The organism is Paraglaciecola aestuariivivens, from assembly GCF_052983255.1.
This window is the reverse complement of the sequence record NZ_JBRKBA010000011.1, coordinates 55042-69063: the sequence shown is the minus strand read 5'-3', so window position 1 is coordinate 69063 and position 14022 is coordinate 55042. Positions and strand designations below refer to the sequence as shown.

The 14022-nt window shown below is 39.9% G+C and carries 13 protein-coding genes; 8 read left to right on the top strand and 5 right to left on the bottom strand.

The features are described from left to right. Positions 1–8: 8 nt before the first annotated feature. From ctaD to ACVCDT_RS14520, 4 genes are read left to right on the top strand one after another with little or no spacing between them, the layout of a single operon-like run. A complete protein-coding gene (ctaD, locus tag ACVCDT_RS14535) occupies positions 9–1736 on the top strand; it encodes a cytochrome c oxidase subunit I (RefSeq protein WP_447133515.1) in 1728 nt (575 codons plus the stop codon). Next, positions 1733–2401, top strand: a complete 669-nt coding sequence (locus ACVCDT_RS14530) for a cytochrome c oxidase subunit 3 (RefSeq protein WP_447133514.1) — start codon at positions 1733–1735, stop codon at positions 2399–2401. Before ctaD ends, ACVCDT_RS14530 begins: the two co-directional genes overlap by 4 nt. 2 nt (positions 2402–2403) lie before the next feature. After that, entirely contained in the window at positions 2404–3078 is a 675-nt protein-coding gene (locus ACVCDT_RS14525) for a heme-copper oxidase subunit III family protein (protein WP_447133513.1), read from the top strand. A 19-nt stretch (positions 3079–3097) separates the two neighbouring features. Then, on the top strand, positions 3098–3439 hold the full coding sequence (locus tag ACVCDT_RS14520) for a cytochrome C oxidase subunit IV family protein (RefSeq protein ID WP_447133512.1): 342 nt from the start codon (positions 3098–3100) through the stop codon (positions 3437–3439). Positions 3440–3507: 68 nt separating this feature from the next. Here ACVCDT_RS14520 and ACVCDT_RS14515 read toward each other — a convergent pair whose 3' ends face one another. From ACVCDT_RS14515 to ACVCDT_RS14495, 5 genes are all read right to left on the bottom strand, one after another. Further along, the gene (locus ACVCDT_RS14515) at positions 3508–4065 is read right to left on the bottom strand and encodes an NAD/FAD-utilizing enzyme (RefSeq protein ID WP_447133511.1); all 558 of its coding nucleotides are present in this window, start codon (positions 4063–4065) and stop codon (positions 3508–3510) included. Between the two features lie 169 nt (positions 4066–4234). Further along, positions 4235–5908, bottom strand: coding sequence for a TIGR03016 family PEP-CTERM system-associated outer membrane protein (locus tag ACVCDT_RS14510; protein ID WP_447133510.1), 1674 nt, complete (start codon positions 5906–5908; stop codon positions 4235–4237). 2 nt (positions 5909–5910) lie between these two features. Further along, positions 5911–6888: an XrtA-associated tyrosine autokinase gene (locus ACVCDT_RS14505; RefSeq protein WP_447133509.1), complete on the bottom strand. Its 978-nt coding sequence runs from the start codon at positions 6886–6888 to the stop codon at positions 5911–5913. Continuing rightward, positions 6885–8456: an XrtA system polysaccharide chain length determinant gene (locus ACVCDT_RS14500; RefSeq protein WP_447133508.1), complete on the bottom strand. Its 1572-nt coding sequence runs from the start codon at positions 8454–8456 to the stop codon at positions 6885–6887. Before ACVCDT_RS14500 ends, ACVCDT_RS14505 begins: the two co-directional genes overlap by 4 nt. Positions 8457–8481: 25 nt before the next feature. Then, positions 8482–9117 carry an XrtA/PEP-CTERM system exopolysaccharide export protein gene (locus ACVCDT_RS14495; protein ID WP_447133507.1) on the bottom strand — a complete coding sequence of 212 codons (636 nt, stop codon included), beginning with the start codon at positions 9115–9117 and terminating at the stop codon, positions 8482–8484. A gap of 159 nt (positions 9118–9276) precedes the next feature. On the opposite strand from ACVCDT_RS14495, the gene ACVCDT_RS14490 reads away from it, so the two are divergent. The 4 genes from ACVCDT_RS14490 (at position 9277) to ACVCDT_RS14475 (ending at position 13967) form a co-directional block, all read left to right on the top strand. Next, positions 9277–10695 (top strand): TIGR03013 family XrtA/PEP-CTERM system glycosyltransferase, encoded by a 1419-nt coding sequence (locus ACVCDT_RS14490; protein WP_447133506.1) that lies wholly within the window; start codon positions 9277–9279, stop codon positions 10693–10695. 3 nt (positions 10696–10698) lie between these two features. Next, positions 10699–11541 carry an XrtA system polysaccharide deacetylase gene (locus tag ACVCDT_RS14485; protein WP_447133551.1) on the top strand — a complete coding sequence of 281 codons (843 nt, stop codon included), beginning with the start codon at positions 10699–10701 and terminating at the stop codon, positions 11539–11541. Positions 11542–11602: 61 nt separating this feature from the next. Further along, positions 11603–13078 (top strand): exosortase A, encoded by a 1476-nt coding sequence (xrtA, locus tag ACVCDT_RS14480; protein ID WP_447133505.1) that lies wholly within the window; start codon positions 11603–11605, stop codon positions 13076–13078. Beyond that, positions 13065–13967 (top strand): FkbM family methyltransferase, encoded by a 903-nt coding sequence (locus tag ACVCDT_RS14475; RefSeq protein WP_447133504.1) that lies wholly within the window; start codon positions 13065–13067, stop codon positions 13965–13967. Before xrtA ends, ACVCDT_RS14475 begins: the two co-directional genes overlap by 14 nt. Positions 13968–14022: the final 55 nt, after the last annotated feature.

Sequence of the window (14022 nt, the reverse complement as noted above, 5' to 3'; positions counted from 1 at the left end):
AGTCGCCAATGCAACAAGAATCAGAAATGGATATGCATGAGCCGCATAGCTTTTTTACTAAGTATGTATGGAGCCAAGACCATAAGGTGATTGCTATTCAGTACTCAGTCATTGCTATTTTAGTTGGGCTAGTGGCGTTAGTGTTGTCGGGGTTAATGCGTTTGCAATTGGGTTTTCCCGGTTACTTTGATTTTATCGACCCCAGTGCGTATTACCAGTTTGTCACTATGCACGGCATGATAATGGTGATCTATCTACTTACCGCAATATTTTTAGGCGGCTTTGGCAATTATCTGATTCCACTGATGGTTGGCGCCCGAGATATGGTGTTTCCTTTTGTGAATATGCTGAGTGTGTGGTTTTATTTATTGGCGGTTATTGTGTTATTGGCCAGCTTTTTTGTGCCCGGCGGCCCTAGTGGAGCGGGCTGGACCTTGTATCCACCACAAGCCATATTACCAGGCACGCCAGGCTCAGATTGGGGCATTATTTTAATGTTGGTGTCTTTAGCTATTTTTATTGTGGCAGCGACCATGGGCGGCTTAAATTATGTCACTACAGTGTTGCAAGCGCGTACCCGGGGCATGACCTTAATGCGCATGCCATTAACGGTATGGGGCATTTTTATGGCCACTATATTGGCGCTATTAGCCTTTCCTGCGCTTTTTGTTAGTGCTGTCATGATGTTATTTGATAAAACCTTAGGTACCAGTTTTTTTATGCCGGCAATTTTATCTATGGGCCAGCAACTGGATCATGAAGGCGGCAGTCCTATTTTGTTTCAGCATTTATTTTGGTTTTTTGGGCACCCCGAAGTTTACATAGTGGCTCTGCCGGCCTTTGGCATAGTTTCAGATTTAATTAGTACTCATGCGCGTAAGAATATTTTTGGCTACCGCATGATGGTATGGGCCATAGTGGGCATAGGGGTGTTAAGCTTTGTGGTGTGGGCCCACCATATGTACATCAGTGGTATGAATCCTTTGTTTGGTTACTTTTTTGCCACTACCACTCTTATCATTGCCGTGCCTACCGCTATTAAAGTGTATAACTGGGTGTTAACTATTTGGCACGGCAATATTCGGTTAAACGTGCCTATGTTATTTGCTTTAGGTTTTGTTTCTACTTTCACTATTGGTGGCTTAACCGGCTTGTTTTTAGGCAATGTAGTAGTGGATTTGCCCCTGTCAGATACCTATTTTGTTGTGGCACATTTTCATATGGTTATGGGGGTATCGCCTATTTTAGTGGTATTTGGCGGGATCTATCATTGGTATCCCAAAATGTCCGGGCGAATGCTTAACCCTACTCTGGGTAAACTACATTTTTGGGGGACCTTTTTAGGAACTTATGCCATTTATTTCCCTATGCACTATTTAGGTGTATTGGGGGTACCTAGGCGCTATTTTGCTTACGAAAACTACGACTTTATTCCTGACTCAGCTAAAGACTTAAACGCCATGATTTCGGTGATGGCGATCTTTGTGGCTTTAGTGCAGTTGATTTTTTTATACAACTTAATCTGGAGTTTGTTTAAAGGCGAAAAAGCTGGCGATAACCCTTGGCAAGCCACCTCTCTTGAATGGCAAACCGAAACCACCCCGCCTGGTCACGGTAATTGGGGCAAAGATTTACCTATTTGTTATCGCTGGGCTTATGACTACAGCGTGCCTGGATACAAGCAAGACTTTTTGCCACAGAACTTTATAGATAAAAAGCAAGGGAGCGCAACATGAATATGTTTTCGGCGTTAATGGAAAAGTCTTGGCAAGCTGAGCCTCAACCACAATCCCAATATTTAGGGCGAGAACAGGTAAGAAAAACTGGCCTTAAGGTGCTACTAAGTGTCATTTCTGTGCTGTTTTTATTATTTATTGTGGCCTATTTAATGCGCTCTCAATACCCAGACTGGCAACCTTTGGCAGAACAATCGAATCAGCCTTTGTTTGATAAATCTTTATTATGGCTAAATACCTTTTACTTAGTCATGGCCAGTGTGTTTTTACAGCTTGCCCGTTACTCAAGCCGTAGCAGCAAAATGCATATAGCTAAAATACATTTAATATTAGGGGGCCTGTGTTCTGGGGCTTTTGTTACTGGCCAATGGATCTTATGGCAACAGTTATATACCCAAGGTTTTGTGGTCAATAGTCATCCAGCTTTAAGCTTTTTTTATATCTTAACGGGTTTGCATGCACTACATGTAGTGGTGGGGTTAATAGTGTGGATATTGGCAGTACAAGTGATTTTACGTGGTAGCCCTAACCTAAGGCAGTATGTTGATTTATGTGCCACCTATTGGCACTTTTTATTAGGTTTATGGATAGTTTTGTTTGCCTTATTAGTTAGTAAGCCAGAAACCTACAATGCCATAGTCGAATTTTGTGGACTAGGAGTCTAAGCATGTCATCACAATCAGGCTTTAATAGAGATGAAGGTATTGATGGGTTTATAAAAGATTGGTCCGCTGACAAAGAGACGTTCAAGGTGCCTTGGGGCAAAGCCATGATGTGGATTTTCTTACTCAGCGATACCTTTGTGTTTAGTTGTTTTTTGATTGGTTACATGGTCATGAGAATGTCTGCAGTTGAGCCATGGCCCAATGCCAGTGAGGTTTTTGCCTTAGAAATAGCTGGGCAGCATATTCCTCTAGTGCTGATTGCCATCATGACTTTTATATTAATAACCAGCAGCGGCACCATGGCCATGGCAGTGAACTATGGATACCAAAAAAATAGAGTAAAGGCCGGGGTATTAATGTTAGTCACGGCTTTATTGGGGTTGTCCTTTGTTGGCATGCAGGCTTTTGAGTGGAGCAAACTTATTTCTGAGGGAGTGAGACCTTGGGCTAACCCTTTTGGTGCCGAACAATTTGGGGCAGTGTTTTTTATGGTTACTGGGTTTCATGGGCTGCATGTTTCTATAGGCGTTATATATTTGGCAATAGTGGCCATCAAAGTTTTAAAAGGGCATTACCAAGCTAAAGGGAATTATCAAATTGTAGAAATAGCTGGATTGTATTGGCACTTTGTAGATTTGGTGTGGGTGTTTATTTTCGCGCTATTTTACTTGTGGTAAATCATCTGGAGAAATCATTATGTCGGTTTCAAATCAACAAGAGCCAATGGTTGAAGGTCAGCAGGCTCACCCGGTCGGGTTATATTTAAAAATTTGGTTGTTGTTATTTGTGTTAAGTGGGTTGTCATACATGGTTGACTATATGCAATTACAAGGAATGTTGCGTTGGTCATTGATTGTGTTTTTTATGATTTTAAAAGCGGGTTTAATTGTTTGTGTGTTTATGCATATGATGTGGGAAAAAATGGCATTAATTTGTGCCATATTGCTGCCACCACTTTGCCTAGGTTTGTTTATTGGGATTATGGCAATAGAGTCAAACTATACCTTTTTTAGTCGTATAACTTTTTTTGATAATTAACGGCTAGATAAACCCAGCGCAAAGCCAGAATATGAGTTAAGAATATTCTGGCAATACGCTACCGATCACTAAGGCAGGGTTTTCATCACCTTACTAAACTTCTCTTGACCATGCACTACCCAGGCTGGCGTAGCTTCACCTGTACCGGCTAATTTGAGCTTGGGATGGTTCTCTACAACTTGAGATAATATGGATTCTTGCGAGGCATCAACATCAACAAAAAGCACATGTTTACCTTGATTAAGTAAGCTTTGAAAACGTTTGAACTGATAATTAGGAATTTGAATGCCAATTAATCCGCCTTCCCAGGTACAAAATCCTAAAATAATAATGGCTAAAAACGCAAAGGGGATCCAACCTGCTTCTGAATTATGCCAACCCATTAGGTAGGCAATGATTAACACAGTGGCCGCGCCTATTACACCAACCACAGCACCTAACTCAGTAGAATGCACCACATCTTGCTTAAGTACTGCTTCAATGGCGTGTAAATGGCGTTTTTCTACAGCTGCATCGTCTTCACTTAACACATGAATTTGTGGGCTAGATACGCCCTGTGATTCAAGTTCAGTTTCTATGGCTTGTAAATCGTCTAGGTCATCACTTATATAATAATGTCTCAACATAGCTACTCTCTCTTATGCTTATTTATTGCATATATTGATTAAAGCTTAACCAATTGAAAAAGTATAGTTTTGTGAGAGTTTTGTGACGTTAGACGCATAACACGCGCTAAATAGTGAAATTTAAAGAATTAAACTCAAGTATTAAAAAGCCCTGCGATCAGGGCTTGTATTATTCGAAGCGGTAATTTAAACCTAAGGTTAAGCGGTTATCTGTGCGGTTGCGCTCAAAGCTATCAGACTGACGATCTAACACACTGGCGCTTAGGTTAAATTTTAAATAACGAGTAATGCTACGATTAAAGTTAAGTGTAGTGGTTTTGATTAGATCTGGTGCATCAAGCTCACTATATTTATTTTCTGCAATATTAGTCACTAAGCTAATATTCGACTTACGTCCAAGGGAGTAATTAACACTCAAACTCACTCTATTGTTGGTTCTTTCGCGGTCTGATTCTAAATATTCAATATGTTGATAATTGGCATTCAACGACACTTTAAACTTACGTTTTTCGTAGCCAATGCTAGCAGTACCCATTTTACGCAACATCACTTCTTCGTTAATGTCGGTAATAACCTCTGTGGTGGCTCTAAATTGCTCACCGGCGGCCAATTGGTAATCTAAGCTATCAGGTTGAAAACATTCAGCCAAATCTGTGGCACCAAACTCACAAACAAATATGCCAGTAATGTTAGTGGTTGATTCACCTAAGCGAGAATAAGTCGTTAATTCTTCAGAGTAAGATACTGATGTACGAATAGACTTAGTTGCGTGTTTTAAACCAAAACTATAAGAGTCACCATAAAAACGCTTGCCATAGTCGAGGTTAACTGAGGTTCTAGAAGAAAAAGCCCAGTTTAGGTCAACCCCTAAAAAGTCGGTTTCTTTGTCGTTTTCGGTTAATCTGTTATAGGTGAGGGCAAGTTGTCGGCTGTCGCTGGGGCGCCAATTAATCCCAGCACCATAGCTATGGGTATCTAAATTTACTCGATTAAAAAAGCTCGCCTGCCCAGTGTCATACTCTTCTAAACTGCCTGTTACAACAAATTCTAAATCACTAAACAATGGCAAACCTATTTGCCCGTTAGCTCGGGTTGACTTAAAGTTTTGAAAATTAGTTCGGCTAGTGTCACGGTACTGTGTAGTAAAATCAAAATTGATAAATCGTACATCTTTACCATTATAAATACGGCTGGTAATTCCAATGTTTTTGTTATCTAGGCCGGTTTCATTATCTATGGTTTGTGAGGTTTTAGTATTTTGCAAACGGCTTTGTAAGTTAAAGCCTAGATAACTGGGGTTAGGTACGCTTAGATTTACTAAAGCACCATAATTTTGTCTTTTGGTAAGATTGTTTGAATTAACAATGATGTCACTAAAACCTTCTTGTTGCTGACTACGGTTTTGATAACTTTGTGAGCCGTTTAGCCCTAGGGTTAACACATTGTCTATCACCGACAAACTACTGGTAAATTTATAATCAGTAAAATCTTTGTCGCTAGAATTATTGGATGTTTCTGTTTCGCTGGTGCTGTCTGAGTCGCCAAGCAAATCGTCACTATCAACTTCTTTCACTTTAGAATGATTAGCAGTAAAAGACATCTGTAATTTGCGGCTTGCAAAGCTGGCAGTTAATGAAGGCTTAAGCACTATAGATTTAGTTTGGGTTGGATCTTGCTCTGCTATTTCACTCTCGTAAAAATAGGCTTTGCTATCTATAGTGCCTTTAACTTTTACTTCTTGGCAGAATCCACTAAAAGTAGTGAAGGTCAGCAAAACGCCTAGGTATTTTATTTGCGTAGATAGGCCTGTAAGTGTTTTAGGTTTACAACTATTAAACTGCAAGATTAATTTGCTCCGGCATAATAATATCCATAACCGCCACCTTCTAAATTCACTTGTTCGGTTTTGTTTACTACAAAGCCAATGGCCATTTCAGGATTTAAATGTTTTACTGCATTTTCTAAATCGACTAAGCGAGTTTTAAACTCTTCGGTTACCACTAAAGCCTGTCCGGCTAAGTTAGCTAATACTGCGGTTTCGTTTATACCTAATAGGGGGGGCGTATCAACAATAATAATACGATCTGGGTAACGATTGGAGAACTCTTCAACTGCGTCAAACATGCGTTGACTAGCCAGTAATTCAGTAGATAAGTGGTGAGACTTACCCGCCGAAATAATTCTAAGGTTGTCTAAGTTGGTGCGACACATCACATCTGCAATGTCATCTTTTTCACCCAATAAGTATTCCATTAGGCCAGTTTCGTTTTTTAGCTCTAAGGTGCGCATTACATTTGGGCGTAATACGTCAGCATCCACTAAAAGTACGGTTTTATTTTGTTCTAGGGCAATGCTTAGGGCTAAATTAATTGCAGTAAAGGTTTTACCTTCTCCTTGGCGAGAGCTGGTTACCATAATGACATTGCTGTTATTTAGCGACTTAGATAAAGGGCCAAAAGCATTGTCTAATAACTTACGTTTAATTACTCGGTATTCTTCGTTAATTACACTGCGTTGTGAATTAATGGATACAAAGCCTTTATCCGCTAGCTTTTGCAGATCAATGTTAATTTTAGCGTTACTGGCCCGCTCTTCTGGTTGAACTGCGGGCTCTGCTGTATTTTCAGTATCTGATTCTGTAGCTGGCGCGCTGCTGGTTTCAAGCGGCTGTTGCTCTTGGTTTTGCTGTACCTTTTGCAGTTTTTCAATTGAGCTTTCTGCTGAGTCAGAGGCGCTGCTTGCTTGTTGTTCAGAGGCTAGGTTTTTACTCTTAGCCTCTGCTTCCTGCTGCTGTTTCTGCAGAGCTTTTTCTATAGAGTTCAAGAGAAAATCCTCGCATAAATATTTATATTCATTACTTCTGCACTCATAAGGGCAGCATATAAGGCCACAATAATACTGGAGGATAAAACAAACACCAATAACCTAGTGCGTTTCACTTTTAATATGTGGGCTTTGTTAAGATGGCTGACCATACCTAAAACAGGATAAGAGGTAAGCTCAGTTAATTGGTTGGCTTTAACCAATACAGGGTTTAACAAGCTAATTAAAAACGCTAAACCTAAACCTGCACCAAAGCCAAGAATTAACACTACAGTATAGTTTAACATTCTATTTGGGTAGGCCGCTTCTTTAGGGGTTCTAGGGGCGTCTAGTACTCTAAATTGAACACTTTCGGTAGAAATATCGGCTTTTCTGGCTAGGTTCGATGCTTCTCTTCGGTTGAGTAAACCTTCGTATTTCTTTTTAGTAATATTATAATCACGATCTAAAGCAGTACGCTCTGCTTCAGCTTGAGGTACAAAGTCAATTTTTTGTTTCAGGTCGTCAATTTTGGCTGCAAACTCTTCTTCACGAACCCGTAACGAAGCTAGTTGCCCTTCTAAACGACTAATTTCTAATTTTAACTCATTGGCGATAGAGCCAATCTGTGCGGGGCGTTCGCCATCACCAGCGGCTAAGTATTCTTGTACGTCTTTCTTTCTGGCATCTAACAAAGAGTTAAGTAAATTGTTGGTTTCAATCACATCAGGATGCAACTCGGTATATTTCAACATCAATTGGTCGAGTTTTTCTTCTAAGTTTTTAATTCTATCGTCGTAGCGGGTAGAAATTGCCAGATTATCAAAAGAAGAAGTTTCACCTGCATCATCAGGTTTATTGCCATTGACTTGGGCTTTTAGGGTGGCAATTTGTTGTTCCACCTCTTTAATGGTTAAACGGGTTTGCTCAAGCTGCGAGGTTAAGTTGTTGTAATTTTGATAAAAGGTCCCTTGGTTAGGTAACAAGGTATTGTACTTTCTTTTGTAGTTAACTAAGCGTTGCTCGGCATTGATTAAACGGGTTTCGTATTCGGCAATTTGTTCATCAATAAATTGGTCAGCCGAGTCTGATTCTTTACGATTATTGCCTTTAGTGCCCTCAACAAATAAATCTAAGGTTTTTTGTACCACAATACGCGCAACTTCAGGATCTTTGTGAGTATAAGAAATAATATACAGGTTTTCTCTACCGGCTTTTCTTAATTTAATCGTTCTCGAAAGGTTAGTAATAAGGTTTTGATACTGATCATCATTAGAAGTGGTAATGTCTAAGTCTGAATTACGTGCAATGATCTCTAAATTTGGCCGTGTTAGCAGAGTTCTTACCATCATGGCCACTTCTTGTTCAGGATTACTCTGCAGCGCTAAGCCCCTTAGCATAGGGGCTAGCATAGAACGAGTGTCTACATAAACTCTAGCTGAAGATTGGTATACGTCTGGTAAAGAGGCAACATAAACAAAGCCAAGGGGGCAAATAAGCCATGAACAAATCATGATATAACGCTTTTTTACCCATACACCCTTGATATAACCAATAATTAATTCGAGGGTTTTGTGAAGATCTTGCATCTAAATTTCCATTTATAACTAACGACTAAAACCACGCCTCTGGGATAATAATAATATCACCAGGTAACATATCGATATTGTGTTCTATTTCTCCATCTTTAATGAGATCTTCAATGCGCAGCTTGTAGGTTTTTTGTACCCCAGCTACGGTTCTCACTAATTTGGCACTATTGCCAGCAGCAAATTCAGTTAGGCCCCCTACAGAAATCATTAAATCTAATAAGGTCATTCTTTCGGTATAATTCACGGCACTAGGGTTGGTTGCTTCACCTATTACACGTACTTGCTCGTACAATGGGCCTCTAAAACCGCCTACACTAACTGTTACTCTAGGGTTGTTTATGTATTTAGACAGTTCTTTTTCAATATGACGCGCTAACATAGTGGGGGTTTTGCCCGACACTTCTATGTCTTCAACTAAAGAGGTGGTGACTTTTCCGTCTGGTCGCACCACATAAGAGCCTGAAATATCTGGATTACGCCAAACAAAAATCGAAACTGTATCGCCTGGACCGATTAAATACTGATAGTCATCGACTGAGGTGGTCATTGAATTGTAGCTGGTTGCCATTGGCAATTTACCACTATTAGTACTGCATCCTACAGTTGATAATATTATAAAAAATATTAAATTTGCCCATGCTATTTTGTTAGTCTTCATGTAAATTACCTTCAAATAAAATTTGCACCCACTGGCGCAATGTAGCAAGTTTTGGGTAAGCTAGACAACTATAATATGATGATTAAATTGAAAAAAACGCTTTTTCACAGGATGATTTCAAATATACTCTTTCAATTTCATTGGGCAGGATGGCTATAAATGAGTTTTGGTAATCGTAAGGAAATTCGTCGTTCAAATATCATGATGATACTTGAAGCTGTCATCGTCAGTTACATTGGTTATCTTTCTTCTATTTTAGTTAAACATTTCTTTCCAGAGACCTTTGTTGTTGTTCCAATGGCAGACTTTGCCATTCAAGTGGCACTCTTTACCTTAATAGTGGTTCTTGCGGCTTTGTCTGTGGGGCTATACGAAACTAAATTACGTGAAACCTCTAGGGGCATAGTCAGGCGCATTTTTGTTAGCGTTGCCATCAGTTATTTTATCATTGAGATTATCACCAATAGCTTTTTCCCCACCATAGAAATCAGCCAGTTTTATTTCCCCACCTATGCGGGGCTAACAATTTTGGCGTTAGCCATTTTTCGTTATTTTATTAACCGTTTGGGTATTTTAGGTTTAGGGCAAACTAAAATTATAGTGATTGGCGCCGGTGAACGCGCCTCTATAATCGAAAAGCGCATGCGCCGCGAAGTCGACAGGTTTGGCTTTGAATTGCTGGGCTTTATTCCTATTCCAGGGGACAACCGCGAAGAAGGCATTCAAAACGAAAAATTAATCCACGTCAAAATCGACGAAAATTTCAGAAACTTTATTGCTGATAACGACATAGACGAAGTCGTCATAGCATGCGATCAAAGGCGTGGCACCTTGCCAGTAGAAATTTTATTTGATTGCCGCCTTAGGGGGGTAGAAGTCACCGATCTTCTAGATTTTATGGAGCGCGAAACCGGTCAAATAGTAGTGAATTTGATGTACCCAAGTTGGGTGATCTATTCCAACGGCTTTAATTCACAGAACTATCTGCGCGATGCCTTAGACTATTCCATTAACTGTATTTTGGCCTCTATTGTATTGTTATTAACTTGGCCTTTTATGTTGATTACGGCCTTGGTGATCTTCTTTGAAGACGTCAATGTTAAAAACGCCTCGATTTTCTACAAACAAGAAAGGGTAGGGCTAAACGGCCGACTGTTTAATATTATTAAATTCAGAAGTATGCGCTTAGATGCAGAAAAAGATGGTGCCAAGTGGGCTACCACTAACGACGATAGGGTTACACGAGTCGGGCATTTTATTCGCAAATATCGAATAGACGAACTACCTCAATTATTAAATGTATTTAAAGGCGAAATGTCTTTTATTGGGCCTAGGCCTGAGCGACCACAATTTGTTGAACAACTGATTAGAGAAATTCCCTATTACAATCAAAGGCACAATGTTAAACCCGGTTTAGCCGGCTGGGCGCAGCTCAATTACCCTTATGGGGCCAGTGTTGAAGATTCTATGGAGAAGCTGAAGTTTGATCTGTACTATGTCAAACATCAAAGCTTGATGTTAGATATCCTTATATTAATAAGAACAGTCGAAGTGGTGCTTTTCGGCAAAGGAAGGTAAGTGTTGCGACACTCTGTATTAAATGCCATGACAGTAGACGTAGAAGACTTTTTTCATGTCTCTGCGTTTGAATCTATTATTGACCCAAGTCAATGGAAGGAATACCAACCAAGGGTCGATTTTAATACCCGCAGATTGTTAGATTTATTCGCCAAACATCAAGTTAAATCGACTTTTTTTGTTTTAGGCTGGGTAGCCGAACGTTACCCTGAACTAATCCGTGAAATCCATCAACAAGGTCACGAAATTGCCAGTCATGGTTATGCCCACAGACGTGTACATTCACAAACCCGGGATGAATTTTATGAGGATGTAAAACGCTCTAAAGATCACCTAGAAGGCCTAATAGGCCAAAGAGTAACGGGTTACCGTGCCCCTAGCTTTTCAATTGGCTACGACAGCGAATGGGCTTTTGAAGTCTTGGCTGAGCTAGATTTTGGTTATAGTTCAAGTACTTACCCAGTTAAGCACGATCTTTACGGTACACCAGATTGGCCCAGATTTGCCTACAAACGTAAAGAAGGCCTAATCGAAATTCCTATTCCAACCCTTAAATTATTAGGTAAACAAACCCCAATAGGCGGGGGCGGATATTTTAGGCTTTATCCTTATGTGTTAAATAAGTTTTTGCTTAACCAGTACCTCAAGAAAGAAAAGCAGCCCTATTCGTTTTATTTTCATCCATGGGAAATCGATAACGAACAGCCGCGATTAAGTCATGCCCCCATGAAGTCTAAGTTTAGGCACTATGTGAACCTAGACAAAACCTATGGAAAATTAGAAAAACTGCTAATTGATTTTTCTTGGGATACCATGCAAAACGTCTACAACATTCCTGCCAAATAACTAATTTATTGTAGTAAGGGGCCGAAGTATTAACGCATTAACGAATAAATCCCTGAGTCATATGCAGCTAGTTTTAACCTGTTTTGTCGGCTTAATCTTGGCTTGGGTGTGGGTATTTTGGCAAGGTCTGAGCACAGCTATCGACATCTGGCTAATTTCAGAAGTTTTTAACCATTGTTTGTTTGTTATCCCTGGAGCGTTTTATTTAATTTATTTAAAACGGCGCGAACTGGACCTTTCGCTGATTAAACCCAGTTATCTTGCATTGCTCTTTGCATGTGGGAGTTTAGCTTTATATGCCATAGGCTTGGCCGGCGACGTACAACTCTTTATGCATGTGGCCACCTTTACCTTTTTACCTTTAAGTATTTGGGCATTTATCGGGCATAAATTGGCCTACAAAATTTTATTCCCATTGGTGTTTATTTTATTTTGTATTCCTGTAGGTGAAGAATTAGTCCCTTCGCTACAAGAAATCACCGCCGACCTGTCTATGCTGATGTTAAATTGGAGTGGTATACCGGTTTATCGTAGTGGCTTGTATATCGAAATCCCACAAGGGCAATTTTTAGTGGCCGAAGCCTGTTCGGGCATTAGTTTTTTTATCGCCTCTATTGTGATTGGCTCTTTGTATTCTTACTTAAATATTTATTCAGTTAAGCGCCGTGTGTTATTTATGGGTATCGCCATTTTATTCCCGATTATTGCCAATGCAATTCGGGTGTTTGGCATCATAATGACAGGTTATTTAACTGATATGGAACACGCAGTAGGGGCCGACCATCTAATTTATGGTTGGGTATTTTTTGCCTTGGTCATAGTGTGTTTATTATTTATTGGCGAATGGGTACGAGAAAAGCAGCCCATCACCCAAGCGCCGCAATCACAAAACACTACAGTGCCAGTGAACCGTAGTGCTGTACTTAAGTTATCCAGCGCACAATTGTTGGTTATGCTGCTTTTTAGTTTGTGGTACAACGCTATTCATAATCAGCTTAATGCGCCGCTCGATGCTAATCTGCAGCAATTACAGTTATCAGCAGCGCAACTAGAGGCAGCAGAAAAGCATAAGAGTGATTGGCAACCAGAGTTTAACCAGCCGTTTCAAGCCTTCCAGTTGGCCCAGCAGTTAAACGGTCAAACCTTAGATCTTTACTTAGTTTGGTATCCTAAAGGTCAAGGTGAATTAATTAGCTCGTTAAATCGTTTGTATCCCGAAACAGCTTGGACCTTAGAATCTAGCCAAAACTACATTATGGATACAGGCCAAAGCATGACACTTTCTGTAATTGTTACTCCAAGCAAAAAACGCTTATTAAGTTACTGGTATTTAATTGATGGCAAAGTGTTTACCAATAAGAGTCGAGCCAAACTTTACGAAATCTATCGTATCTTAATGGGTAGTTATCAAGGCAGTGGGCTAATTGCCATCTCAACACACACATCTAATGCCAGCCAAACACACGACATAGAGCAATTTATTGAGTTAACCCAAGCTAATTTAGCTAAGTTAAATCAATACTTTGCCTTTGAGTAGTGGTGACATGATGCCGCCTTCTGCGTTTTTTTCTACTTGGTTAAATGGACTTTTAGCCAAACTACAAAAACATGAATGGCGCGGAAAACATAGGTTGTACCTATGGTTAAGTAAGCACTATGGGCACAAGGTCATTACCCACAAAGTTAAAAATAGAGACTTTAGTGTACCTGTATCAGAGTGGTGTTTTTGGTTAGAAAAAGGCCCAGAAAACTATTACCTTGATGAGTTTTTGCCTTTTTGTGAAAAGCTAAATGGCTTAAATAAAACCTTCAGTTTTTTTGATTTAGGTGCTGATATAGGTACAGTTTCTTCTTTGGTTGCTCAGCATTGCCCTAAGTTAAAAAATGTCTTGGCCTTTGAGCCTAACAGCAAAGCCTATGCTGTACTCAAACATAATTTAGCTCAATTAAATTTGCCGCATCAGGCGCTAAATACGGCGATTTCCAATTTCCAAGGCCAAGCAAGTTTTCATGCTGATGCATCGCGGTTAAATGATCACGAAGGTTATATTGAAAAAGACCCTCAAGGTGAAACCAGCGTTATGTCACTCGACCACTGGTTAGCGAAAAAAAACACCCTATCGTTAGCATCTACAATAGTGTTAAAAATAGATGTAGAAGGGCAAGAAATCCCTTTGTTAGAAGGGGCGCAGCAGTTAATTCGCCAAGCCAATTTAGTGGTCATTTTAATCGAAGTGCATCCACAAGTATTGGCTAGAAACAAACAAACCCCAGAAGATTTGTTTGAGGCGGCAGAACAAACACGAGACTTTGAATGGTCAGTACCGGCAATCAATAATCAGCTAATAGATCGCAGTCAGGCTTTATTTAACCAAGTACCTGAAGCACAATACGACATCATTGGGGTGTCAAAAGCCACGCACTAACATAATTAACAAATAGTGCACAGCGATCGAAAAGACGGTTAATACAACCATAAGT

Bases quoted from the DNA above. Each gene is read 5' to 3' on its own strand.
- ctaD (WP_447133515.1), top strand. From the start codon at position 9: ATGCAACAAGAATCAGAAATGGATATGCATGAGCCGCATAGCTTTTTT.
- ACVCDT_RS14530 (WP_447133514.1), top strand. From the start codon at position 1,733: ATGAATATGTTTTCGGCGTTAATGGAAAAGTCTTGGCAAGCTGAGCCT.
- ACVCDT_RS14525 (WP_447133513.1), top strand. From the start codon at position 2,404: ATGTCATCACAATCAGGCTTTAATAGAGATGAAGGTATTGATGGGTTT.
- ACVCDT_RS14520 (WP_447133512.1), top strand. From the start codon at position 3,098: ATGTCGGTTTCAAATCAACAAGAGCCAATGGTTGAAGGTCAGCAGGCT.
- ACVCDT_RS14515 (WP_447133511.1), bottom strand. From the start codon at position 4,065: ATGTTGAGACATTATTATATAAGTGATGACCTAGACGATTTACAAGCC.
- ACVCDT_RS14500 (WP_447133508.1), bottom strand. From the start codon at position 8,456: ATGCAAGATCTTCACAAAACCCTCGAATTAATTATTGGTTATATCAAG.
- ACVCDT_RS14495 (WP_447133507.1), bottom strand. From the start codon at position 9,117: ATGAAGACTAACAAAATAGCATGGGCAAATTTAATATTTTTTATAATA.
- ACVCDT_RS14490 (WP_447133506.1), top strand. From the start codon at position 9,277: ATGAGTTTTGGTAATCGTAAGGAAATTCGTCGTTCAAATATCATGATG.
- xrtA (WP_447133505.1), top strand. From the start codon at position 11,603: ATGCAGCTAGTTTTAACCTGTTTTGTCGGCTTAATCTTGGCTTGGGTG.